Below are 19,131 nucleotides of genomic sequence, written 5' to 3'. Positions count from 1 at the left end.
TCACCACTCGGCTTCCTGGTAGTCCTTGAGGAAGACGCCGGAGAACGGGTGCCCGGCCTCTCCGCGCACGATCGGGTCGTAGACCCGGGCCGCGCCGTCCACGACGTCCAGTGGGGTGCGGAAGCCCTGACCGGCCAGCCGGTTCTTCTTCGGCAGCGGGTTCTCGTCGGTGATCCAGCCGGTGTCGACGCTGCACATGTGGACCCCCTGCTCGGCGAGCGCGGGCCCGCTGGTGCGGGTCAGCATGTTCAGGGCGGCCTTGGCCATGTTGGTGTGCGGATGACCGGCGGTCTTGTTGCGCACCGCGAAGCGGCCCTCGACGGCGGTGACGTTGACGATGTAGCGGCGCGGCCGCGGGGAGGCCAGCAGCATGGGCAGCAGGCGGTCGCAGAGCAGCGCGGGGGCGAGGGAGTTGACGAGCTGGGTCTCCAGCACCTCGGCGGGATCGAGGCCGCCGAGCTCGGCCGACCAGGAGTTCTCGGGGGCCGTGTCGGGCAGCAGCCCGGCCTCGTCGGTCCCGGTCAGCAGGAGTTCGGCGGTGGGCCCGGCGGCGGCCGGCAGCGCGTGGACGGTGCCGAACCCGGGCGCGGTGAGCATCCCCCCGTTCCGCGGCCCGGCGGGCAGCGGGGCCCGTTCGCCCGCGGTGAGCGCCGCGTACGACTCAGGGGGCCGCCGGACCGTCTGGGCGGCGTTGTTGACCAGGATGTCCAGCGGCTCGCCGCTCTCGCGGAGCCGTTCGCACAGGCCGACGACCTGGCGGGGGTCGCGCAGGTCGACGGCGACGACGGTGAGCCGGTGCAGCCACCGCTCGCTGCCGGGCGCCTCGGTGAAGCGGCGCAGCGTGTCGCGCGGGAAGCGGCTGGTGACCAGGAGTTCGGCCCCGTCCCGCAGCATCATCAGGGCCAGCTGGAAGCCGATCTTGACGCGGCCGCCGGTCAGCAGCGCGCGCCGGCCGGTGAGGTCGGTCCCGGCCCGCCGCCGCGCGGTGTTGTCCACGGCGCAGTCGGGGCACAGCAGGTGGTAGAAGGCGTCCGCCCGCCGGTAGGGGGACTTGCACACGTAGCAACGGCGGGGCCTGGTGAACTCCCCCGCCGCGCCGCCCTGCGGCGTCTCGGCCAGGGGTGCGTCCTCGCGGCGTTCGCGTGCGCCGGTCGCCGTGGCGGCCACGACCTCCGCGTCCGCCGTGGCGCGGTCCTCGCGCCGGGACTTCCTGCGCCGCAGCCGGCCGTCGCGCGCGAAGGAGGCGGCCACCTGCTCGGCGCGCAGCCGTACCGGGTCGTCGGCGGGCAGTTCGCGCAGCTTGCCGACCACCGCGTCGAAGGCGGCGAGTTCCGCCTCCGTGATGTCGCCCGTGTCCCCCATGACTCCCACCGATGTCCCGCCGTCACGCGGGGGATCCGGCCGGATTCGAACCGGCGTATCCGATCTTGCGGAGTCGGCGCGCCTGCCTCTGCGCTACGGACCCGTGCTCCCCCGGCTGCCCGGACGGCCGGATTCGAACCGGCGTGATCCCTCCTTGAGGGGAGGGGCGCCTGCCTCTGCGCTACGTCCGGGCATTGCGATGATCCTATCGGGGGCCCGGCCGGATTCGAACCGGCGTATCCGCCTTGACAGGGCGGCGGGTCTGCCTCTGCCCTACGGGCCCGTGTGCCCCGACTGCCCGGACGGCCGGATTCGAACCGGCGTGTTACGCCTACGCAAGGCGGTGCGCCTGCCTCTGCGCTACGTCCGGGCATTGCCGCGATCCTACCGGCGCCGCGGCTCCCGCTCCGGGCGGGTCCCACCGGCCAATCCACCGGAGGATTCCGGGCGTTCACCGCCGAAGCACGCATTCCTCATTGACGAGGTCATGCCATATACGCACGATCGGTCCGCACTCCTGCGCCACCCCCACATCCAGGAGGACGACCATGCGCATCCCCCGGACCGGCAGACGGGCGGCGGTCACCGCTGCGCTGCTCGCCTGCGCCCTCGCCACCTCGCTCGCCGTGCAGGCCGACGCCTCACCCGCCACCGCCGGCGGCCGTCCCGTCGCGGCCGCCGCCGACGAGGTCGTCCGGCAGTACGAGGTGGCCGGTACCGGCAGCGTCGCCGCCCGTACGGCCCTCGCCGCCCACGGCGTGTCGATCGACGCGGCCCGCGGCCACTCCACCGTCGTCACCGCCAACGCCGCCCAGGCCGCCGCGCTGCGCTCCGCCGGCTACCGCCTCACCGCGCTCCCCGCACCGCCCGCGGCGAGCGCCGCGGGCCGCGGCGCCGAGGGCGACGCCTCGGTACTGGACTTCCCCGGCTCCGACTCCGGTTACCACAACTACGCGGAGATGACCGCGGACATCAACTCCCTGGTCGCCGCGCACCCCGGCATCATGCGGCAGCAGGTCATCGGCACCTCTTACAGCGGACGGAACATCGTCGCCGTCAAGATCAGCGACAACGTCGGCACCGACGAGGCCGAGCCCGAGGTGCTCTTCACCCACCACCAGCACGCCCGTGAGCACCTCACCGTCGAGATGGCGCTCTACCTGCTGCACCAGTTCGGGGACGGCTACGCGACCGACAACCGCGTCAAGAACATCGTCGACTCCCGCGAGATCTGGATCATCCCGGACCTCAACCCGGACGGCGGCGAGTACGACATCGCGACCGGCGCCTACCGCAGCTGGCGCAAGAACCGCCAGCCCAACTCCGGCACCTCGGCCGTCGGCACCGACCTCAACCGCAACTGGAACTACCGCTGGGGCTGCTGCGGCGGCTCCTCGGCCTCGAAGTCGAGCGAGACCTACCGCGGCGCGTCCGCGGAGTCCGCACCCGAGGTCAGGCTGGTCGCGGACTTCGTGCGCGGGCGGGTCGTCGGCGGCAAGCAGCAGATCACCGCGGGCATCGACTTCCACACCTACAGCCAGCTCGTGCTGTGGCCCTTCGGCTACACCACCGCGAACACCACCACCGGCATGACGGCCGACCAGTACAACACCTTCGCCACCTTCGGCCGCACCATGGCGGCCACCAACGGCTACACCCCCGAACAGGCCAGCGACCTCTACATCACCGACGGGTCGATCGACGACTGGCTCTGGGGCACCCAGGGGATCTGGGCGTACACCTTCGAGATGTACCCGGGCCCGAACGGCTCCTCGGGCTTCTACCCGCCCGACGAGGTGATCCCCGCGCAGACCAGCCGCAACCGCGAGGCGGTGCTGCTGCTCCTGGAGAACGCGGACTGCATGTACCGCGCCATCGGCAAGCAGGCGCAGTACTGCTCCTGACCGGGACGGCCCGGCGGGCCCCGCGGCGCCCCGCGCGCCGCGGGGCCCGCCTGCCGGGGATCGGGGGCGGCACCCGCCTACGATCAGGCGTACGCGTGCCCGTCGACCGCTGTCCGCGTCCGCCCGGGAGGCCCCGTGACCACCGTCCACGACCCGCTCGCCGTGCGCGCGAAGGTACGCGCCTTCGCGCTCGCGCTGCCCGGCGCCGCCGAGGAGTTCCCGTGGGGCGAGAGCGTCGTCAAGGTCAACAGGAAGGTCTTCGTCTTCCTCGGTGCCGGCGACGGCAGCCACCCGCCCGGCATCAACGTCAAGCTCAAGGACCCCCAGCTCCACGAGCACGCGATGTCGGTCCCCGGCGCGCGGCCCTCCGGCTACGGCCTCGGCAGGGCCGGCTGGGTCTCCGTCCCCCTCACCGGGGAGACGCCCGCAGCCGAGGTGCTGTGCGACTGGGTGGAGGAGAGCTACCGCGCGGTCGCCCCGAAGCGGCTCGTCGCGGAGCTGGACGGCGGTTAGGCGGGCCCCGTCGTCGCGCCGATCACGGCGGCGGTCGCCGCGTCCAGCGGATAGGGCCGCTCCCGCGGCAGCAGCGCGGCGGCGGCCTCGCGGTCGCCGGAACGCACGAGCTCGTGGACGCGGTGGGCGAGTCCGGTGACGTCCCTGATGCCGACGATCCAGTGGTCGGCGTAGTCGCGGGTCGCCCGGCCGGTGAGTCCGAGCTGCAGCGAGCGGTACGGCAGCGCGTTCAGCGCGAGGTCGCGCTCCGGGTCCCACTGGACGCGGACCTCCGTCGCGCGCACCCGCTCGGCCCAGGTCTCGCGGTCCGAGTACACCGAAGCGTCGAAGTGCGACAGGCAGGCCCGGCGGAGCGCGGAGTCGAAGCCCTCACGGCTGACGTCCAGGGCGAGCACCCGCTCCTGCCCCTCCTTACGGCCCCAGCCGCTGCGGTACATCATCCACAGGAAGGACGGTTTGATCCACGTCATCCGGGAGCGGCTCCAGCTCTCCGGGAAGCGGCCGTGGAGTGCGGCGTGATCACCGATCCCGGGGCGGTACGCCTGATAGACCGTCACGGTGTCGTCGGTGTGCGCGGCCCTGATCATCCGGCGCGGCATCTCGGTGTTCTCCATGCTGCGGGCATCCTGCCCGCCGTGACCCGACGTCCGCCACGGGTTTTGCGCCGGTCCGCCCGCCCCTTCCGGCCGCCCCTCCCGCCCGCCTCGTCCGCCCGCCCCGGCGAGCCGTGCCGTGCGGGCCACGGGCACCTCGCCTAACCTGGAATCCCGAGCCGTCATCGGTACGCCGGGCCCGGTGACCGCACCGCACCCGGGTGGGAGGTATGCGGTGGGCTCTGTCTCCTTTCTCATCGTCATCGTCATCGTCACGGCTCTCGCCTTCGACTTCACCAACGGGTTCCACGACACCGCCAACTCCATGGCCACGTCGATCGCCACGGGTGCGCTCGCGCCCCGGGTGGCCGTGGCGGTGGCCGGCGTGCTGAACCTGCTGGGCGCGTTCCTCTCCACGGAGGTCGCCAAGACCATCTCCAACGGCATCGTCGACGACGCCAAGGTGTCCGCCGTGATGATCTTCGCCGGGCTGGTGGGGGCCATCCTGTGGAACCTCGTGACCTGGCTGCTCGGTCTGCCCTCCAGCTCCTCGCACGCGCTGTTCGGCGGGCTCATCGGCGCGGTCTGGGTGGGCGCGGGCGTGTCCGCGGTCAACGCGGGCGAGGTCCTGGAGAAGATCGTCATCCCGGCGGTCGCCTCACCGGTCGTGGCCTGCGTGGTGGCGATGCTGGCCACCTACCTGGCCTACGTGATCACCAAACGGACCCGGGGCGACAAGGTGAAGCGGGGCTTCCGGGCCGGCCAGGTCGGCTCCGCCTCGCTCGTGGCACTCGCCCACGGCACCAACGACGCGCAGAAGACGATGGGGGTCATCACGCTGACGCTCATCTCGGGGGGACTGCTCGCGCCCGGCACCGGTCCGCCGTGGTGGGTGGTGCTCAGCGCCGGGCTGGCGATCGCGCTCGGCACGTACGTGGGCGGCTGGCGGATCATCCGCACCATGGGCAGGGGGCTGACGGACATCCAGACGCCGCAGGGCTTCGCCGCCGAGACCAGCGCGGCCTCCGTGATCCTCGCGTCCTCGCACCTGGGCTTCGCGCTGTCCACCACCCAGGTCTGCACGGGCAGCATCCTGGGCGCCGGCCTGGGCCGCAGGCTCGCGCACGTGCGCTGGGGGGTCGCCGGGCGGATCGCGGTGTCCTGGGTGCTGACGCTCCCCGCCGCGGCGGCCGTCGGCGGGGTGGCGGCCTGGGTCGCGGACCACGGCGACCTCGGCGTCGCGCTCGTGGCGGGCGTGGCGGTCGCCGCCGCCGCGGGCTTCTACCTGCTGTCGCGCCGCCGTCCGGTCAACGCGGACAACGTCAACGACTCCCGGTCGGGTGTGCAGGAACCGAGCCCCGCCGGCCAGTCGACCCGGTGACGGTCAGGAGCGGATGCGCATGAACATCGAATGGGGCAACCTCGGCGCCGTGTTCGGGGCCAGCCTCGGCATCACGATCGCCTTGGTGGTGATGTTCTCGCTGGGCGTCGCCGCGTGGGGCCGCGCCGGCAGCGGCCCGCGCGACGGGCAGCCGCGCGACGGCCAGGAGAAGGCGGCCCTGGCCGTGGCGGCCTTGTGCTTCGCCGCGTGCCTGGCGGTGGCGGCGTACGGGATCGACCTGATCGTTCCCGGCTGAGGCCGGGACCGAGGCGGTCGGGGCCGGCCCGCCCGCCCGGCCGCTACCTCGGGTAGACCTGGAAGGCCACCGCCGGGCGGTCGCCGTAGCGCAGGGCCGCGAGCTCCAGGTTGCGGCCGAGGAATTCACGCGCGTAGTCGGCCGGTTCCTGGTCGGTGAGCGCCCGGATGTACGCCTGGTGCTCGGCGAGGGAGGCGACGGCCCGCTCGACGTCGGCGTCGCCGACCTCGACCGCGTGCGTGGGGTACGGCGATCCGGCGACCGCCGCCCAGCGGACGCCGCCCCAGGGCTCCAGTCCTTCGTCCTCGATCAGTTCCGGGAAGATCCACCGGTTCCCGGCGTCACCGGCGGCGTCCAGGGCGGCCCGGCCGACGGCCCGGTGGTCCGGGGTGTTCCAGACCGTGCCGCCCCAGGTGTCGTGGTGGTTGAACGTGATCAGCAGCTCGGGGCGGTGCCGGCGGATCGCGGCGGCGATCTCACGGCGCAGGGCCGGGCCCTCCTCTATGACGCCGTCCCGGTGCCCGAGGAACTCCACGGTCCGCACGCCGACCACCTTCGCGCTCGCCCGCTGCTCCGCCTCGCGTATCCGCGCCGCGTCCTGCGGGCGTACGCCGTCGATGCCGGCCTCGCCGCGGGTCGCCAGCAGGTAGCCGATCTCGCGGCCCGCCTCCGTCCAGCGGGCGATGGCCGCGGCGGCGCCGTACTCCAGGTCGTCCGGGTGGGCGACGACGGCGAGCGCCCGCTGCCAGTCCTCGGGCATGGTGTCGAGGTGCTGCTCGGGCACGGGGGCCGCCTCCTGTGATCCGCAACGGGCGTCGAAGCCCTGATCATGGCACGCCCTCCCCGGCCCCCTGGCGTGGGGTGCCCCGGCCCCTGCACGGCCGCGGCCGGCGGTTCCACCACGGGGCCCGGCCGGCCGGGTGCCGGTCAGGCGGGGTCGCCGGTCAGGCCGGACTGCCGTCCGCCGCGGGGGTGGGAGAGGGCAGCGGGGTGACCTTGGCGCCGTCGTCGCCGACGGGCTCCGGAGACAGGGTGGCTGGCGCCTGTCCCGCGGTGTGCTTCTTCTCGACGACCTTCTCCGCGGTCTTGCCGCCGAAGTAGAAGCCCACCATCACGATCATGAAGGTGTTGAAGCTGTCGTAGACGTCGTCGAGGAAGCCGGACGTGTCGGCCATGGCCCGTGCGACCTCGCTGTTGAACGAGGCCGCGACGAAGCCGAAGTAGAGGACCGTGAAGGCGGACATCACGGCGGTGCGCACGTCGCGGGAGTCGGTGAAGAGCACCAGGAAGGTGCACAGGCTCATCGCGGGCAGCGCCACGGACAGGCCCGCGATGCCGATGTCCTGCCCGAAGAACCAGAAGGTGGAGGCCACGCCCAGCGCGAGCAGCAGCACGTTGACGACGACGAGCAGCAGGCCCACCTGCCAGTTGATGCGGCCGTCGCCGATGCGGCCGGAGAACCTGTCCGGCGGCCTCTCCCCGTTCACGGCGCTCAGGGTACACCGGGGTCCTGCGAAGTGGGCTCCTCCGCAAGGCGTTTGATGGCCGACAGCCGGGCGTCCCAGCGGGCGGCGACGCGGTCCATCCACCGCGCCGCCGCGACCAGCCGCTCGGGCCGTACGGCGTAGCGCATCTCGCGCCCGGCGCGTCGCCCCGCGACGAGCCCGGCGTGGTCGAGCACGGTGAGGTGCTTGACGATCGCCTGGCGGGACACGGGGAGTTCGGCCGCGAGCACGGTGGCGGTGGCGTCGCCGTGCTCGGCGACGGCGTCCAGGATGCGCCGCCGCATGGGGTCGGCCAGCGCGGCGAAGACGTCCTCCTCGCCGCTGGTGGGGGTCTGCGTCATGCGGGCAGCTTCTCCACGTACGCGGCGAGTCCGGCCGTGACCTCCACCCAGCCCTGCGAGTGGCTCTCGTGGCCGGCGTAGGGGACGCGCTCCTCGGGGATGTCGAGGGCCGCGAAGCCGCTCTCGACCACCCGCAGCCGGGTGCCGTCCCCGTCGGGGGTGAGGGTGAACTCGACCAGGGTGGAGTTGTCCTCCGCGGCCTCCGTGCCGGGGAAAGCGGTGGCCCAGCGGTACGCGAAGTAGCGCGGCGGCTCGACGCCCACGACGCGGCTGGGGTAGACGCCGAAGCCGTGGTCGATCTCGAAGGCGCCGCCGGGCCGCAGGTCGACGTCCGCGGGCGCACCGCTGCCGCCGAGGTCCGCGCCGAACCAGCGGCCGATGTGTTCCGGCCGGGTCAGGACGTCCCACACGCGCTCGACCGGCGCCGCGATGCTGATCTCCCGCTCGATCCGGTCCGGGGTCTGGGTGCTCATGGTGGTTCCTCCGTCGCTGGACAGCATTACGTGCAACTCCAGGGTTGCACGTGAGGACGCCTCGCGCAACCAAGAGGTTGCACGTCGCGGGGTTCCGTCCGGGATCAGTCGGTGAGCAGCGCCCCCCGCAGGGCGGTGAGCAGGGCGTCGTCCGTGCCGAGCCGCGCGCGGGCGTAGCCCTCGACGGAACCGTGCTCGGCGGCCAGCCCGGTGAGGAAGATCCGCATCGCGTCGGCGGGCGCCCTCCCCCAGCCGGGCCACCGCAGGCTCCGCTCCGGGTTGGCCGCCGTCCAGTCCGCGAGCAGACGGGCGGTCGCCAGCTCGCTCAGCGCGTAGTCGGCGACGACGTCCTCCTCCGGCACCCCCAGCAGCCCGAGCACCAGCGCCGCCAGCAGACCCGTGCGGTCCTTGCCGGCCGCGCAGTGGAAGACCAGCGGCCCGCTGGTTCCGGCCGCGATCACCTCCAGCGCGCGGGCCAGTTCCTCGACGCCGTCGGCCGCGACCTCGGCGTGCAGCCGTGCGTAGAAGGCGGTCGTGTCGACCTCCGGCCCGAACGCGGTCTGGTCCACGGGCCGGTGCTCGATGCTGAGGTTGTGGTACGCGACCCCGGTGGCCTCCGGGACGCGCCCCTTGGCCTCGATCTCGAACGGGTAGCGCAGGTCGATGACCGTACGCACGCCGAGGGCTGCGAACCGCTCCAGGTCCGTACCCCCGAGCTTCGAGAGCGCGTCGGAACGGTAGAGCCGCCCCCAGCGGACCGTACGGCCGCCGGCCGTGCGGTAGCCGCCCAGGTCACGGAAGTTGTGCAGTCGCTCGAACGCGATGTGTCTCCCCATGGGGGGACCTTACGGGGCCGCTGCCCCGCTTCAGAAGATCCCCTGACCGGGGACGAGGACCCCCCGGGGGTCGTAGCGCCGCCGGGCCGCCGCCAGCGCGGGCCACACGGGACCGAAGTGGGTCCGCCAGTCGGCCCGGCCGAAGGGGACGGAGCCGACCGGGTACTGCGTGCCGCCGGCCGCACGGGTGGCCTCGAACGCGGCCCGGTTGGCGGCCAGGAGACGGTCGATCGTCGCGGTGTCCTGCGGCGGGGTGGTGCGCAGCACCGCGAGCAGGTACGGGACCGGGTCCGCGCCGGCCCGCAGCAGGGGACGGTGCAGCCGCTCGCGCAGCAACGGGTAGAGCAGCACGACACCGGGGCCGAGGTCGGCGGGCGTGAGGGCGTCGAGGATGCCCCCGGCGACGTCGACGGCCGCGTCGCCGGGGATGAGCAGGTTCAGCCAGGGATGGGCGAAGTCCCACAGACCGGCGGCCTTCAGCGCCTCCACCGAGGCGGCGAGCCGGTCGAGGAAGGCGAAGTAGCCGAGGTCCTCGATCTGCACGCCCGCGGTGTCGTGGCGCAGCCCGGCGAGCAGCGCGGCGTCGTCGGGCGCGGCATCGTAGGACACGGCCTCCAGGACGTAGCCGCGGAAGGCGCCGTCGGCGTCCGGGACGACCTGGCCCTCGACGTAGCCGAACCGGCCGTCGGTGACCAGCGTTCGCTGGTCGGCGAGGAAGGTGCCGAGGTCGTGGTACGGCAGCAGGTAGTGCCGGACCGTCGTCGGGGCCGCGACCAGGCGCAGCGTGGCCGAGACGATGACGGCGCACTGGCCCAGGCCCGCCAGCACCGCCTCGAACAGGTCCTGGTGCCGCGACGCCGAGCAGCGCACCAGTTCGCCCGCACCCGTGACGACCTGCAGTTCGGTGACGTTGTCGACCTGCGCGCCGTGGTGGTGGCTCTGGCCGCCGAGTCCGCCCACGGACAGCGTGCCGCCGACGGAGAGTTCGAGGTAGTCGGTGAACACGGGCGGCGTGAGGCCGTGCGCCAGGGTGGCCCTGGTGACGTCGCTCCACCTGGCCCCCGCGCCGACGGTGACGGTACGGCTGCGCGGTCCGACCGGGCCGATCTGCGCCAGGGGCGCGGTCTCGACGACCAGTCCGCCGTCCACCTGCGCCTGGCCGGAGGTCCCGTGGCCCTGGCCGCGCGGCGCCACCTTCAGCCCGTGCCGGTTGCAGAAGCGCACCATGGCGACGACGTCGTCCACCGACCCCGGGCGCAGCACGGCGACCGGCCTGCGGTGCACGACGTGCCCGAAGTCGTCCGCCGCCGCGCCGAGGGAGGCGTCGTCGGTGAGCAGCGTCCCGTCCAGCCGGGGAAGGCCCACCAGCGCGCCGTCCGCCCGCTCCGCGGCGTCCGCCGCCACGGCCCAGCTCCTGCCGACCGGGTCGAACCCGACCGCCACGGCGCCGGCGGCCGTCGCCGCCGTTCGCAACATGGCACGCCTGGACGGGAGTTGGGACATGCGCGCTCCCCCTGAACGGGTCGGTGGACGGTGCGACAGTCCGGGATTCTAGGCCTGCCGTCCCCGCGTCGACAGCGGCTCGGGAAATCCCGTGCGACCACGGGCGACGCTAACCGGCCCGCGGCCGGGCGGCCCGCCGGACGGGCCGCCCGGGTGATCATCCGAGCGAGTTCCACCGGGAGTCGGTGGCGGCCGCCACGAGCTGGTCCATGGTGAGGGCGGGTGCGGAACGGGTGGGGGGCCGGTGGTAGGCGCCGGAGTTGAGTTCCGCGACGACGACCCGCAACCCGTCGGGCCGCACGGTGTCGGCGATCCACTGCCTGATCCCCGCCCCGCCCTTGTCGCCCGGCCCTTGGCGGGTCTGCACCTCGGTCCCGTCGGGCAGCTTCTTGGGGTCCGTGAACCGCAGCGCCGCGGTTTGCTCCGGGTCCCAGTGCTGGACGTTGACCTCGACGAGCGTGGCCCCGTGGCCGTCGTCCACGGTGATGTGGGCGTAGCCGTCCTCGGCGACCGGCTCCGTGATCTTCAGCCCTGACGGCATGACGGCCTTGAGGCGCTTGAGGATCTCCTTTCCGCTCACCTCGCCGGATCCGGCGGCGGGCTCCTCGGGCGTGGCCGACGGGTCGGGGAACGAGGCCAGCACACGCTTCCAGTCCGCCGCGCCCACCACGGCGCCGAGTTGGGCCGCGCTGAGCGGCGGGTCCTCCCGGGTGGTGTGTTCGGCCTTCTGCTCGGTGGCGTTCCACTCGTCGACCGCGATCTCGAAGCCCTCCAGGGTGGTCAGGACGGCCCGCCAGTTCTTGGGCCCCATGCGCTCGTCCTGGTACTCCCAGGTCTTGAGGACCACCAGCACCGACCCGTTCGCGAGTTTCGTGCGCGCGCAGGCGCTGCCTTCCCTCAAGGTCGTGAGGTCGGGACAACGCGTGCGGTCCTGACCGGGCGTGGCGCGCTTGATGTCGACGGCGATGGTCGAGGCGCCGCGGCCGTCGTCCCACACGACCTGGGCCCTGGGCCACATGTCCGCCGCGGGCCGCGTGTCGGTGGCGTGCCCGCTGAGGATCCTGCCCTCTGGGAGGAGGCCCTCGAACAGGGCGAGCATCTTCCGGTCGGAGTCCGTCTCGGAACCCCATCCGGTGTTCCGGTCCACCGCCACCGCGGCGGGGCCGGCGCTCCGCGCGCCCTCGCGCGGTACGACCACCGCGGCCGTCACCCCCGCGGCCGCCACCGCGGCGACCGTGCCGACGACGGCGGCCGTACGGCGGCGGCGGAATTGTCGGCCACGGGTGAGTCCGACCGCGGCCAGTGCGCTGCCGTCGGTGCTGAAGGTGTCGCCGGTGCGCCGCAGCGCGGCGCCGAGGTCGTCTTCGAAGGGCATGGTGGACCACCGTCCGGAGGAGAAGCGGAAGAAGCTGGGAGGAAGGGGGCTGCGGGGAGAGGGGTGGGGTCAGTAGGAGGAGACGAGTTCCGCGAGGCTGTCGCCGAGCAGTTCGCGGAGCCTGGCGAGGGCCCGCACCGACCGGCTGCGCACGGCACTGGAGCTGACCCGCATCGCGTCGGCGGTCTCCTCGATGCTGCGGTCCTCCCAGTAGCGGAGGACCACGACCGCACGGTCCTTGGGCGCCAGCCGGGCGAGCGCGTCGAGGAGGGTGAGCCGCAGCAGCGCGGTGTCGCTGTCGGAACCGTCGGCGGCCGCGGGCACGTCGGGGAGTTCGCCCGTGGGCGCCTCGCCGCTGCTGCGCCGCCGCCGGTGGGTGAGGAAGGTGCGGACGAGCACGGTCTGCGCGTAGCCGGAGGGGTTGCCCACCCGGGACACCCGCCGCCAGGTGACGTACAGCTTGCCGAGGGTCTCCTGCACGAGGTCCTCGGCGAGGTGGGTGTCACCGCCGGTGAGCAGGCAGGCCGACCGGAAGAGGTGTGCCGCGCGGGTCCCCGCGAAGTCCAGGTAGTCCTTCGTACGGTCCTCGTGCATGCCCCACCCCGTTGTCGTCCGGCACCGCCTTCACCTCACTGACGTCGTGGGGGTGCGGAAATGTTGCACCGCGAGAGCAGGATCACGGGAAGCAGGAGCGGAAGGGCCGCCAGGGCGAACAGCGGCCCCGGCCCCGACCAGTGCGAGCCCAGGGCCCACAGGCCGAAGAGGAGCAGGGAGCCGGCCTCGGAGCCCAGGCCCGCCAGGGAGGTGACCGTGGCGCGGGTGCGGTCGGTGATGCGCTCCTGGAGGCGGGCGTCGGCGGCCGTCGTCGTCCAGTCGAGGAGGCCGAAGGCCAGGGCCACCAGGACCAGGCCCGCCGGGTGCGTGCCCGCCGCGCCCGCCGCCAGGCAGGCGGCGGCCACCGCCGGCGCGAGCGGCGCCCAGCGGGTGCCGCGGCCCGCGAGCCAGCCGCCGGCCGTGGAGCCCGCGGTCACCAGGAGCACCAGCAGCGGAACGAAGGACGCCCGGACGCCGGTCGCCTGCGCGAGCAGCGGGACGTACTCGTCCAGCGCGGTCGCGCCGGCCAGCAGGGAGACGACGGCCACCATGCGGCCCGCGCCGGGGGCGTGCCGGGCCTGGGCGAGGGCCTCGCGCAGCAGCCCGGCGCCGGACGCCGCGGGGTCGTCGTCCTCCGCGGCGGCCCTGCGGCCCCGGGGCTCGGGCAGGGCGAGGGCGGCCAGCGCGGTCAGTACGGTCACCGCGACGCTGACCAGCCCGACCGCCCGGTCACCGCCGGCCGCGAGGAGCGGGCCGGCCAGCGCGGTCGCGGCGAGGGCCGCCGTGGTGCCGAGGGCCTGCGCCCGGCCGGTGAGGCGGGCGTACGCGTGGGGGGCGCCGACGCGGGTCAGCTCCTCGTGGACCAGGGCCTGAAGCGCCCCGGACCGCAGGGCGGAACCGGCGCCCCACAGCACGAAGCCTGCGGCGAACGAGGCGTAGCACGGCCACAGGGTCCACAGCGTGAAGCCCGCCCCGGCGAGCAGCGGCGCGAGCGTGAGCAGGGCGCGCCGCGAGAAGCGGTCGGCCCACACGCCCGAGGGCACTTCGAGCAGGAACGCCGTGAGTGACCACACGGCGAAGAGCGAGGAGATCCCGGCCTCCGACAGCCCGGCGTCGGCGAAGAGCACCGCGTACACCGGGTAGAGCGGGATCAGGTCCTCGAGGAACGCGTAGGCGTAGAGCCTGCGCGCCAGTGGTGACTCCGGTGAGGATCAATGTCGCCATGTCATGGGAAGAGCGTAGCCGGGTACGAACCGGTTGAGGAGGCGTTTTCCATGCGCATGGGACGTACCGGCAACGAACCCCTGCGGGCTCGCAGCGCTCTGCGGATGCGGCTCGCGCTGGCGGCCTTCGGCCTGGTCTGGGCGATCGCGGGGACGGTGCTCTTCGCGGACCTCGGACGCACCGGGTGGGCCGTCTTCTTCGGTGTGCTGGCACTCGCCGCGGCCGTCGACCTGGTCGTGGTCGTCCGGCACATCCGCCAGGGCCCGCACTGGCAGCCCGGTCGCGACGTGCCGCCCTACGAACCGGTCCGCAAACGCTGAGGCGGACGCCGGGGTGGCCGCGGGGGCTCATCCGGGGTTGCCCGCGGGGGCGACACGGCGCGCACGGCCGGACACGTACGGGTACCGGAACGGGAAGGGGAACGCCGAAGGCCCGGTGCTGATGCACCGGGCCTTCGGATCCAGTAGCGGGGACAGGATTTGAACCTGCGACCTCTGGGTTATGAGCCCAGCGAGCTACCGAGCTGCTCCACCCCGCGTCGGTGAACACCACCCTACGGGGTGTCGGCGCCAGGACCAAATCCATTTGCGGCCAGCCCCCGCCTGCGGGGACCCCGGCCTCGGCGGTGGCGACGTCGGCGCGCCCGCCGGCACCGCGACGGGCCGTGCCGGATCGCCCTGGAGGCCACGACGGCCGCGCCGAGCTGCGGGCGGCACCAGCGCGACGGTCACCGCGCCGGGGCCGGGGACGACCACGTGGCGCGCCCGCGCGCCACGTGGTCCATCTGACCCTCGCGAGCAGGTCGGCGAAGTGTCGGAGCGGGTCATGGCCCGGCTGCATGCCGAGGTCCCCGGCTTTGTGGACCACGCCGACGATCCCGACCGCTCCCTGGACGGCTTCGCGAGGATGATCACCACGCGCCTCGACCGGCTCGCCGACCCGGAGCGCGCCGTGTCGCCGGGGGTGGCGGACACCGCCGGAGTGCCGGTCGACACGACCGCCGGGAACGCCGCGGGCGGCCAGGAGCGCCCGGAGCGGGCCCACGGGGGCGCCCGGTAAATGCGTTGCCGGGTGCCCGGCCCCGGCGTAGTTTCTGCCACGGCCCTGTCACCGCCCGATTGGAGAAGGCCGTTGCTCTTCTGAGGTCAGGGACACCGTGCCCGCGGCGCCGAACCGGCGTCCGCGTGGGCCGTGTACGACCTCGGCCGTGAGCAGCCGCCTCCGCGCAGCGCCCGCCTTCCGGTGTCCCCGTGTGCCGACCCCGTCGACATCCACGAGCACCCCGGAGGACCGCATGGGACATCCCACCCTTTCCATCACCTGCACCGACCTCTCCTTCGCCTGGCCGGACGGCACTCCCGTCCTGGACGACTTCCAGCTCGCCGTCGGCCCCGGCCGTACGGGCCTGATCGGGCTCAACGGCTCGGGGAAGTCCACCCTGTTGAAGCTCATCGCGGGCGAACTGGCGCCCGTGGACGGCACGGTGCGCGTCGCGGGCGAGGTCGGGTACCTGCCGCAGGACGCCGTCCTCGACACCGCGCTGCGGGTGGACGAGGCCCTGGGCGTCGCGGACGCCCGGGCCGCCCTGCACGCCATCGAGGCCGGCGACGTGCGCGAGGAGCACTTCGCGGCGGTCGGCGACGACTGGGACGTGGAGGAGCGGGCACGCGCGGCGCTCGACGGCATCGGGCTGGACCACGTCGGCCTCGACCGGGTCGTCGGGGAGCTGTCCGGCGGCGAGGGCGTCCTGCTGCGGCTGGCGGCCCTGCTGTTGCGCCGTCCGGACGTGCTGCTGCTCGACGAGCCGACCAACAACCTGGACCTGGCGGCCCGGCGGCGGCTCCACGAGGCGGTCGCGGGCTGGAACGGCGTGCTGGTGGTCGTCTCCCACGACCGCGAGCTGCTCCGGCACGTCGACCGGGTCGCCGAGCTGCGCGACGGCGGGGTCCGCTGGTACGGGGGCGACATCGAGGCCTACGAGGAGGCCCTGGCCGCCGAACAGGAGGCAGCCGAGCGGATGCTGCGCGTGGCGGAGTCCGACGTGCGCCGCCAGAAGCGGGAACTGGCGGACGCCCACGTCAAGCTGGCCCGCCGGGTGCGGTACGGGCAGAAGATGTACGACTCCAAGCGGGAGCCGCGCGCCGTGATGAAACTGCGCAAGCGCAGCGCGGAGGTGTCGGCGGGCAAGCACCGCGTCCTGCACACCGAGCGGCTGGCGGAGGCGAGGGAACGGCTGGACGAGGCCGTCGACGCGGTGCGCGACGACGACGAGATCCGCGTCGACCTGCCGCACACCGCGGTCCCGGCCGGCCGGACGGTACTGACGCTGCGTGCGCTGCGGACGGCGTACGGGGCGCCGGCCGGGGACCTGGAACTGCGGGGCCCGGAACGGATCGCGCTGGTCGGCCGGAACGGCGCCGGGAAGACGACGCTGCTGCGGACGATCACCGGCGAACTGCCCCCGGCGGCGGGCGAGGCGCTGGCACACGTGCCGCTGCGCTTCCTGCCGCAGCGGCTGGACGTCCTGGACGACGAGCTGTCGGTGGTGGCCAACGTGGCGCGGTTCGCCCCGGAGGCCACGGGCAACCGCATCCGCGCCTCGCTCGCCCGCTTCCTGTTCCGCGGCGGGCGGGCCGACCAGGCGGCCGGTTCGTTGTCGGGCGGGGAGCGGTTCCGGGCCTCGCTCGCGGCGCTGATGCTCGCCCAGCCGGCGCCGCAGCTGCTCCTGCTGGACGAGCCGACGAACAGCCTGGACATGGCGAGCGTACGGCAGTTGACGACGGCGCTGGCCTCCTACGAGGGGGCGCTGGTCGTGGCGAGCCACGACCTGCCGTTCCTGCGGGACATCGGCGTCACGCGCTGGCTGCGGCTCGACGCGGAAGGCCTGACCCGCGTCGAGCCGCTGTGACGGGTACGGTGCCGCTCCGGCGGCGGGGCTCCCCCCGGGGCCCCGCCGCCGGTGTCCGTGGGCCGCTCGGCGGCGTCAGCGGTAGAGCTTGGTCACGGCGGTCCGGGTGGTCTTCTTGAAGGCCTTCAGCGGGATCCGGTCGAGGGTGCCCATCTGGCCCCACTCGACGACGGTGACGGTGCGGCCGTCGCGCCCGATGCCGTAGAGCCGGACGTTGTGCTCGGACTCGGGGGGCGCCACGTGCACGCCGTAGACGTGCGCGCCCTCCTCCACGGCGAGGCCGCCGAAGTCCTTCCAGTCGGCCTGGGAGCCCGGGTTCTGCTCCAGGAAGCGGGCGACGCACCCCCGCACGGACGAGCGGAGCTCGGCGGCCAGGTCACGCGCGGCCTTGGTGTTCTTGGCCGTGAAGGTGACCTGCTGGGCGTTGGTGTCGAGTTCGGTCCAGAACGAGCGGTGGGAGACGCCCTTGCGGGGCAGGCCGCTCAGGGCGCAGGCGACGCCGCCCTCGGGCAGGCCGGCGCGGACCCGGTCGGCGTACCAGGGCGAGAAGGAGTAGGGCGGCAGTTCCTTCGGCGCGAGGAACCTCGGCGCCTTCGTGGACGCGGCGGCCCCGGCCTCGGCGGAGCCGGCGGCGAGGAGCGAGGTGGCGGCGACCGTGGCGAGCGCGGTCGCGGCGGCGCGGCGGACGACGGTGCGGTTCAAGGTGGATCCCCCGTGGTCAGGTCGTGGACGAGGACCGTCGCCGGACGGCGGCGGTGCTGCACCCCAGCCTGTGCGGCGCCGTCACGGCCCGGCAACAGCCGAGGCCGCTTCCGGGACGCCGGAACGGTTGCGCGTACCCTGGCCTGGGGAGACGTGAGCGCCCTGGAACGGGCGGCCGGGACACGGGAAGGCGTCGGGGGCGCGGGACATGGGTGGTACGGCGGCGGGCAGTGAGCACTTCGCCCGGAACTTACGGGAGCTGAAGGGCCGTTCGGGGCTGAGCTACGGGCAACTCGCGACCCGGTTGCACGTCAGCACGTCGACCCTGCACCGCTATTGCAACGGTGACGCGGTGCCGGCCGACTACGCGGTCGTGGAGCGTCTGGCGCGGCTGTGCGGCGCGGGACCGGACGAATTGGTCGAGCTGCACCGCCGCTGGGTGCTCGCGGACGCGGTCCGCCGGGTGGGCAACCGCGGCGGCGCCGCGGGGGCGGCGGAGCGGCGTGAACAGGGCGGCGGCGACGGCTCCGGGGAAGGCGAGCCGGACGGCGGCACGAAATCGGCCCCCGACGGGAACGCGCCCGCGCGCGACGACCTGGCGCCGGAGGTTGACGCGGCTCCGGAGGCGGCACCTGGGACGGCTCCGGGCCCTGCTCCCGGGACGGCACCGCAGCCGCCCGCCGGGGAACTCGAGCCGATCGGCACCGTCCCGGCACCGCGGCGGCCGCGTTCCTGGCGCCGCCGCTTGTCCCGGCCCGCCGTCGCCGGATCTGTGGCCGCGCTGGTGCTCACCGGCGCCGCGCTGGCGATGACCGACGGCACCGGCGGCGAGGACCCGCCGGCCCGTGCCGCCTCCTCGCCCTCCACGCGCTCCGGCGACGCGGTGGGCGCCTCTCCCTCGCCGGGCGTCACGGGCACGGCCCCGGCGTCGCCGGGCACGTCCCCCTCGCGGCGGGCGCCGTCCACCGAGCCGGGGGTGACGGGCTCGAAGGCCGTTCCGCGTCCACCCGGCGGCGCGGGCACCACCCCCCGCGCCCCGGTGCCGGCACAGCCACTGGTCTGGAGCGTGCGCTCGCACGTCTGGGAGAACGGCTGCAGCCACCGCTACCTCATCGACCGGCCACCCGCGGACGTCCCTCCCCCGCCGGTCTCCCAGGACGCGCGCGCCTGGGCCGGTGCCCTGGGCGCCGTGCACGGCGCCACGACCGTCGTCGAGGCCACGATCCGCGGGAAGGGCGCGGCACCTGTGGTGGTGCAGGCCCTGCACATCCGCGTCGTCGACCGCCGGAGCCCGCTGCGCTGGTCCACGTACTCGATGGACAACGGCTGCGGAGGGGCGCTGTCGCCCGCCGAGTACGCGGTGGACCTCGACGCCGCCCGCCCGCAGCCGCAACCGCGGGACGGCAACGACAGCGAGCACACCATCCCCGTCGTCCGGCTGCCCTACCAGGTCTCCGACCGGGACCCGCTCGTGCTCCGGGTGCACGCCCGCACGGTGCGCTGCGACTGCGACTGGTTCCTGGAACTGGAGTGGAGCGCCGGCGGCCGCTCGGGCACCGTCCGGCTCGACGACGGCGGACGCCCCTTCCGCACCAGCGGCGTCAAGGGCCGTCCCGAGTACGGCTACTGGTCCCCTTCCGGCTGGACCCTGAACTAGCACC

General features: G+C 74.2%; 20 protein-coding genes and 5 tRNA genes. 8 read left to right on the top strand and 17 right to left on the bottom strand.

What is annotated here, in order from left to right; all coding sequences use genetic code 11:
- The 5 genes from ACZ7MY_RS23035 to ACZ7MY_RS23015 form a co-directional block, all read right to left on the bottom strand.
- Positions 1 to 1,362, bottom strand: a complete 1,362-nt coding sequence (locus ACZ7MY_RS23035; protein WP_499604230.1) for an SDR family NAD(P)-dependent oxidoreductase — start codon at positions 1,360 to 1,362, stop codon at positions 1 to 3.
- A gap of 30 nt (positions 1,363 to 1,392) precedes the next feature.
- Positions 1,393 to 1,465 (bottom strand) — tRNA-Ala (locus ACZ7MY_RS23030).
- Between the two features lie 15 nt (positions 1,466 to 1,480).
- A tRNA-OTHER gene (locus ACZ7MY_RS23025) sits at positions 1,481 to 1,553 on the bottom strand.
- Between the two features lie 20 nt (positions 1,554 to 1,573).
- Positions 1,574 to 1,645: transfer RNA gene (locus ACZ7MY_RS23020), tRNA-Asp, on the bottom strand.
- Positions 1,646 to 1,659: 14 nt separating this feature from the next.
- A tRNA-Arg gene (locus ACZ7MY_RS23015) sits at positions 1,660 to 1,732 on the bottom strand.
- 178 nt (positions 1,733 to 1,910) lie between these two features.
- Here ACZ7MY_RS23015 and ACZ7MY_RS23010 point away from each other — a divergent pair.
- On the top strand, positions 1,911 to 3,266 hold the full coding sequence (locus ACZ7MY_RS23010) for a M14 family metallopeptidase (RefSeq protein WP_499604228.1): 1,356 nt from the start codon (positions 1,911 to 1,913) through the stop codon (positions 3,264 to 3,266).
- 135 nt (positions 3,267 to 3,401) lie between these two features.
- Positions 3,402 to 3,779: an MmcQ/YjbR family DNA-binding protein gene (locus ACZ7MY_RS23005; RefSeq protein ID WP_499604226.1), complete on the top strand. Its 378-nt coding sequence runs from the start codon at positions 3,402 to 3,404 to the stop codon at positions 3,777 to 3,779.
- Here ACZ7MY_RS23005 and ACZ7MY_RS23000 read toward each other — a convergent pair.
- A complete protein-coding gene (locus tag ACZ7MY_RS23000) occupies positions 3,776 to 4,393 on the bottom strand; it encodes a DUF4291 domain-containing protein (RefSeq protein ID WP_499604225.1) in 618 nt (205 codons plus the stop codon). The two genes, ACZ7MY_RS23005 and ACZ7MY_RS23000, sit on opposite strands and share 4 nt — an antisense overlap.
- 214 nt (positions 4,394 to 4,607) lie before the next feature.
- Here ACZ7MY_RS23000 and ACZ7MY_RS22995 point away from each other — a divergent pair, with 214 nt between their 5' ends.
- Together ACZ7MY_RS22995 and ACZ7MY_RS22990 are read left to right on the top strand one after the other, a co-directional pair.
- Positions 4,608 to 5,753 carry an inorganic phosphate transporter gene (locus ACZ7MY_RS22995; protein ID WP_499604223.1) on the top strand — a complete coding sequence of 382 codons (1,146 nt, stop codon included), beginning with the start codon at positions 4,608 to 4,610 and terminating at the stop codon, positions 5,751 to 5,753.
- 19 nt (positions 5,754 to 5,772) lie between these two features.
- Entirely contained in the window at positions 5,773 to 6,009 is a 237-nt protein-coding gene (locus tag ACZ7MY_RS22990) for a hypothetical protein (protein ID WP_499604221.1), read from the top strand.
- 43 nt (positions 6,010 to 6,052) lie between these two features.
- Here ACZ7MY_RS22990 and ACZ7MY_RS22985 read toward each other — a convergent pair whose 3' ends face one another.
- The 9 genes from ACZ7MY_RS22985 to ACZ7MY_RS22945 all read right to left on the bottom strand — a co-directional run bounded on the left by ACZ7MY_RS22985 (position 6,053) and on the right by ACZ7MY_RS22945 (position 13,772).
- Positions 6,053 to 6,769: a PIG-L deacetylase family protein gene (locus ACZ7MY_RS22985; protein WP_499604472.1), complete on the bottom strand. Its 717-nt coding sequence runs from the start codon at positions 6,767 to 6,769 to the stop codon at positions 6,053 to 6,055.
- Positions 6,770 to 6,953: 184 nt separating this feature from the next.
- The gene (locus ACZ7MY_RS22980; protein WP_499604219.1) at positions 6,954 to 7,496 is read right to left on the bottom strand and encodes a hypothetical protein; all 543 of its coding nucleotides are present in this window, start codon (positions 7,494 to 7,496) and stop codon (positions 6,954 to 6,956) included.
- 5 nt (positions 7,497 to 7,501) lie between these two features.
- On the bottom strand, positions 7,502 to 7,855 hold the full coding sequence (locus ACZ7MY_RS22975) for an ArsR/SmtB family transcription factor (protein WP_499604217.1): 354 nt from the start codon (positions 7,853 to 7,855) through the stop codon (positions 7,502 to 7,504).
- Positions 7,852 to 8,328 (bottom strand): SRPBCC family protein, encoded by a 477-nt coding sequence (locus tag ACZ7MY_RS22970; RefSeq protein ID WP_499604215.1) that lies wholly within the window; start codon positions 8,326 to 8,328, stop codon positions 7,852 to 7,854. The genes ACZ7MY_RS22975 and ACZ7MY_RS22970 overlap by 4 nt, the downstream gene beginning before the upstream one ends.
- Before the next feature lie 104 nt (positions 8,329 to 8,432).
- The gene (locus ACZ7MY_RS22965) at positions 8,433 to 9,164 is read right to left on the bottom strand and encodes a tyrosine-protein phosphatase (RefSeq protein ID WP_499604213.1); all 732 of its coding nucleotides are present in this window, start codon (positions 9,162 to 9,164) and stop codon (positions 8,433 to 8,435) included.
- A 30-nt stretch (positions 9,165 to 9,194) separates the two neighbouring features.
- Entirely contained in the window at positions 9,195 to 10,667 is a 1,473-nt protein-coding gene (locus ACZ7MY_RS22960) for an FAD-binding protein (protein WP_499604211.1), read from the bottom strand.
- A 157-nt stretch (positions 10,668 to 10,824) separates the two neighbouring features.
- The gene (locus tag ACZ7MY_RS22955; protein ID WP_499604208.1) at positions 10,825 to 12,042 is read right to left on the bottom strand and encodes a hypothetical protein; all 1,218 of its coding nucleotides are present in this window, start codon (positions 12,040 to 12,042) and stop codon (positions 10,825 to 10,827) included.
- Positions 12,043 to 12,111: 69 nt separating this feature from the next.
- On the bottom strand, positions 12,112 to 12,636 hold the full coding sequence (locus ACZ7MY_RS22950) for a SigE family RNA polymerase sigma factor (protein WP_499604206.1): 525 nt from the start codon (positions 12,634 to 12,636) through the stop codon (positions 12,112 to 12,114).
- A 35-nt stretch (positions 12,637 to 12,671) separates the two neighbouring features.
- Entirely contained in the window at positions 12,672 to 13,772 is a 1,101-nt protein-coding gene (locus tag ACZ7MY_RS22945; RefSeq protein ID WP_499604204.1) for an MFS transporter, read from the bottom strand.
- A gap of 138 nt (positions 13,773 to 13,910) precedes the next feature.
- On the opposite strand from ACZ7MY_RS22945, the gene ACZ7MY_RS22940 reads away from it, so the two are divergent.
- A complete protein-coding gene (locus ACZ7MY_RS22940; protein WP_499604202.1) occupies positions 13,911 to 14,180 on the top strand; it encodes a DUF6343 family protein in 270 nt (89 codons plus the stop codon).
- 144 nt (positions 14,181 to 14,324) lie between these two features.
- Here the strand turns inward: ACZ7MY_RS22940 and ACZ7MY_RS22935 are convergent.
- Positions 14,325 to 14,398, bottom strand: a tRNA-Met gene (locus ACZ7MY_RS22935).
- 287 nt (positions 14,399 to 14,685) lie between these two features.
- Between ACZ7MY_RS22935 and ACZ7MY_RS22930 the strand changes: the two genes are divergently transcribed.
- Positions 14,686 to 14,919 (top strand): hypothetical protein, encoded by a 234-nt coding sequence (locus ACZ7MY_RS22930; protein ID WP_499604200.1) that lies wholly within the window; start codon positions 14,686 to 14,688, stop codon positions 14,917 to 14,919.
- Between the two features lie 235 nt (positions 14,920 to 15,154).
- Complete coding sequence (locus tag ACZ7MY_RS22925) at positions 15,155 to 16,768, top strand: ABC-F family ATP-binding cassette domain-containing protein (RefSeq protein WP_499604199.1); 1,614 nt, start codon at positions 15,155 to 15,157, stop codon at positions 16,766 to 16,768.
- Positions 16,769 to 16,843: 75 nt separating this feature from the next.
- On the opposite strand, the gene ACZ7MY_RS22920 is transcribed toward ACZ7MY_RS22925, so the two are convergent.
- Positions 16,844 to 17,470, bottom strand: coding sequence for a hypothetical protein (locus ACZ7MY_RS22920; protein WP_499604197.1), 627 nt, complete (start codon positions 17,468 to 17,470; stop codon positions 16,844 to 16,846).
- Between the two features lie 208 nt (positions 17,471 to 17,678).
- On the opposite strand from ACZ7MY_RS22920, the gene ACZ7MY_RS22915 reads away from it, so the two are divergent.
- Entirely contained in the window at positions 17,679 to 19,127 is a 1,449-nt protein-coding gene (locus ACZ7MY_RS22915) for a helix-turn-helix domain-containing protein (RefSeq protein ID WP_499604195.1), read from the top strand.
- Positions 19,128 to 19,131 lie beyond the last annotated feature (4 nt).

Source organism: Streptomyces sp. NPDC111520, from assembly GCF_055635295.1.
Note: the sequence above shows the minus strand (reverse complement) of the source record. Positions and strands in the feature narration are given on the sequence as shown.

Excerpts from the sequence above, each read along its gene's own strand:
- ACZ7MY_RS22975 (WP_499604217.1), bottom strand. The coding sequence starts at position 7,855 with ATGACGCAGACCCCCACCAGCGGCGAGGAGGACGTCTTCGCCGCGCTG.
- ACZ7MY_RS23000 (WP_499604225.1), bottom strand. The coding sequence starts at position 4,393 with ATGGAGAACACCGAGATGCCGCGCCGGATGATCAGGGCCGCGCACACC.
- ACZ7MY_RS22925 (WP_499604199.1), top strand. The coding sequence starts at position 15,155 with ATGGGACATCCCACCCTTTCCATCACCTGCACCGACCTCTCCTTCGCC.
- ACZ7MY_RS22990 (WP_499604221.1), top strand. The coding sequence starts at position 5,773 with ATGAACATCGAATGGGGCAACCTCGGCGCCGTGTTCGGGGCCAGCCTC.
- ACZ7MY_RS22940 (WP_499604202.1), top strand. The coding sequence starts at position 13,911 with ATGCGCATGGGACGTACCGGCAACGAACCCCTGCGGGCTCGCAGCGCT.
- ACZ7MY_RS22955 (WP_499604208.1), bottom strand. The coding sequence starts at position 12,042 with ATGCCCTTCGAAGACGACCTCGGCGCCGCGCTGCGGCGCACCGGCGAC.
- ACZ7MY_RS22960 (WP_499604211.1), bottom strand. The coding sequence starts at position 10,667 with ATGTCCCAACTCCCGTCCAGGCGTGCCATGTTGCGAACGGCGGCGACG.
- ACZ7MY_RS22970 (WP_499604215.1), bottom strand. The coding sequence starts at position 8,328 with ATGAGCACCCAGACCCCGGACCGGATCGAGCGGGAGATCAGCATCGCG.
- ACZ7MY_RS23010 (WP_499604228.1), top strand. The coding sequence starts at position 1,911 with ATGCGCATCCCCCGGACCGGCAGACGGGCGGCGGTCACCGCTGCGCTG.
- ACZ7MY_RS22985 (WP_499604472.1), bottom strand. The coding sequence starts at position 6,769 with ATGCCCGAGGACTGGCAGCGGGCGCTCGCCGTCGTCGCCCACCCGGAC.
- ACZ7MY_RS22965 (WP_499604213.1), bottom strand. The coding sequence starts at position 9,164 with ATGGGGAGACACATCGCGTTCGAGCGACTGCACAACTTCCGTGACCTG.
- ACZ7MY_RS22950 (WP_499604206.1), bottom strand. The coding sequence starts at position 12,636 with ATGCACGAGGACCGTACGAAGGACTACCTGGACTTCGCGGGGACCCGC.
- ACZ7MY_RS22915 (WP_499604195.1), top strand. The coding sequence starts at position 17,679 with ATGGGTGGTACGGCGGCGGGCAGTGAGCACTTCGCCCGGAACTTACGG.
- ACZ7MY_RS22930 (WP_499604200.1), top strand. The coding sequence starts at position 14,686 with ATGGCCCGGCTGCATGCCGAGGTCCCCGGCTTTGTGGACCACGCCGAC.
- ACZ7MY_RS23035 (WP_499604230.1), bottom strand. The coding sequence starts at position 1,362 with ATGGGGGACACGGGCGACATCACGGAGGCGGAACTCGCCGCCTTCGAC.